The organism is Streptosporangium sp. NPDC051022, assembly GCF_040683035.1.
In the GTDB taxonomy this organism is placed as follows: domain Bacteria; phylum Actinomycetota; class Actinomycetes; order Streptosporangiales; family Streptosporangiaceae; genus Streptosporangium.
On sequence record NZ_JBFBCF010000093.1, the window covers coordinates 1 to 1,297 of the forward strand.

General features: G+C 67.6%; 1 protein-coding gene. It reads right to left on the reverse strand.

What is annotated here, in order from left to right; translation table 11 throughout:
* Window positions 1–33: 33 nt before the first annotated feature.
* Window positions 34–1,266 carry an IS30 family transposase gene (locus AB0N02_RS47340; RefSeq protein ID WP_363961771.1) on the reverse strand — a complete coding sequence of 411 codons (1,233 nt, stop codon included), beginning with the start codon at window positions 1,264–1,266 and terminating at the stop codon, window positions 34–36.
* Window positions 1,267–1,297 lie beyond the last annotated feature (31 nt).

The window sequence follows — 1,297 nt, forward strand, 5'->3', positions numbered from 1 at the left end:
GGCAGATTCCAGGGGTCGTTGCAACACGGCTTGTTAACTGGCTTCGGCCAGGAGCTTAGCGAGGCGCTCGGCTGGGGTATCCCAGCCGAGCGTTTTGCGTGGGCGGCCGTTGAGTTCAGCGGCGACTGCCGCCAGGTCGTCGGGGGTGTGAGCGGCCAGGTCGCTGCCCTTGGGGAAGTACTGGCGGAGCAGGCCGTTGGTGTTTTCGTTGCTGCCTCGCTGCCAGGGTGAGTGGGGGTCGCAGAAATAGACGGGCATGTCAGCGGCCATGCTGAACTGATGGTGCAGGCCCATCTCCGAACCCTGGTCCCAGGTGAGGGAGCGTTTCAGATGGGCGGGCAGGGTGTTCATGGTGGTGATGAGGGCGTCGCAGACGTGTTCGGCGGTACGGCTGCGGCCGAGGTGGACGAGCAGGACGTAGCGGGTCGTGCGCTCGACCAGGGTGCCGATCGCGGATTTCTGGTCGCCGCCGATGATCAGGTCGCCTTCCCAGTGGCCGGGAACGGCACGGTCGTCGATCTCGGCGGGCCGGTCGCTGATCATGACCATGGGGTGGGTGAAGCGGGACTGGCGCTGCCCGTCCTTGCGCCGGGGTTTGCGGACCGTCCGGCCGGTGCGCAGCGCCTGGGTGAGCTCGCGGCGCAGCTCGCCGCGGCCTTGAACGTAGAGGGCCTGGTAGATCGTCTCGTGGGTCACGTGCAACTCCGGCCGGTCGGGATGGTCTCGGCGTAGCCGGCGGCTGATCTGCTCAGGGCTGTGCTTGAGGTCGAGCATGTCCTGCACCAGCGCCCGCAACTCCGGATTGGCGCCAATCTTGCCGGTCTTGGGCCGGGGACGCCGCGCTTCGGCACGGGCCTGGGCCGCGTGCGGCCGGTAGTCGCCCGAGACGGGATGAGCGTTGCGTCTGACCTCACGGCTGATCGTGGACGGGCTACGGCCCACTTCCGCGGCGATCGACCGGATCGACCGGCCCTCCCGCAGCAGATCGGCGACCGCGATCCGATCATCGGCCGTCAGGAACCGGCCCGAGGACGGCGCAGGCCGGGCGGGAGGCTGTTGTCGTGCCTTCCGCCCGGCCTGGCTCGCTCGACCGTGCCGCCATCGGTGACCCGTCCGCCGGTTGATCCCGACGATCCGACACGCCTCTGCGGTACCCACTCCCTGAGCCACAAGATCCAAATATGCCTGGCGCTCAGCATGCAGCTTCTTCCGGCCCTGCGGGGACCGATCCTGCCGGATCTCGAACACCGCAACTCCTGAATAGATCAGGTGTTGCAACGATCACTAGAACCTAGGC